A 774-nucleotide genomic window follows, 5' to 3' on the forward strand; every position below is an offset into this window, starting at 1 on the left:
TTAAATTTAAAAGATTTATTTGAAAGAATTAAATAATATATCAAGAAGTCGGAAAATCCGACTTCTTTTAGCAAAAAAACTATCTACTATTTATTAAGGTTTGGTTTGAAAGTCGGTTATTGCCGTCGCATCGAAAAACAAAAAAACTAAGTCGTTGTATATTTAAATATACATATGTTAAACTTAATTCATTCATACAACAAATCATTGCTAATATATTTACGACAACAAAGCTCAAAGCCTAGCTAATTAATTCTAGTAGGCTTTGAAAGTTAGCTCTACTTATTGAGAGTCTGCAATTGTGATATTTTGTGTTCCAGTTAGCTCGTGGATGCCAGCTAGCTTAATCACTGTATCAGTGTCTGCCAAAATAGCTCCTACTCCCTTATCAACTACTATATAGGTATCGTTTTGATAATGGAAGTATTTAACTATAGGATTTACACCTCCATTACCGCTCGCTGCTTGATTTACGTAATCACTAAATCCTGTTGTATTTGCCAAAGTAAGTTTTTCTATGGCTTTTGCATTAGCAAAATCGGTACCGTCTAAGACTATTTTATCATCTTTGCTAAAGTCATTAATTGTTATATAGTCTGTAGATGTGCCGCCTTTTTTTAGTGTAACGGTATCAGATCCTTCTCCAAGAGTTAAATTAGCTAATCCGCCTTTAACAGTTATACTATCAGCTCCGCTACCGCCTTTAATTGTTGCGCCGTTAGCTATAGTTATAGCACTTGCATCAAATGTAAGACCAGCTTTAAGAGCACTTGC

1 pseudogene is annotated in these 774 nt (G+C 33.7%); it reads right to left on the minus strand.

From position 1 onward, the window contains the following. Positions 1 to 282: 282 nt before the first annotated feature. Positions 283 to 774: pseudogene (locus RVY88_RS09115) on the minus strand (hypothetical protein); the annotation flags it as partial.

Source organism: Campylobacter sp. TJR-1 (genome assembly GCF_032840035.1).
Taxonomy (GTDB): Bacteria; Campylobacterota; Campylobacteria; order Campylobacterales; family Campylobacteraceae; genus Campylobacter; species Campylobacter fetus.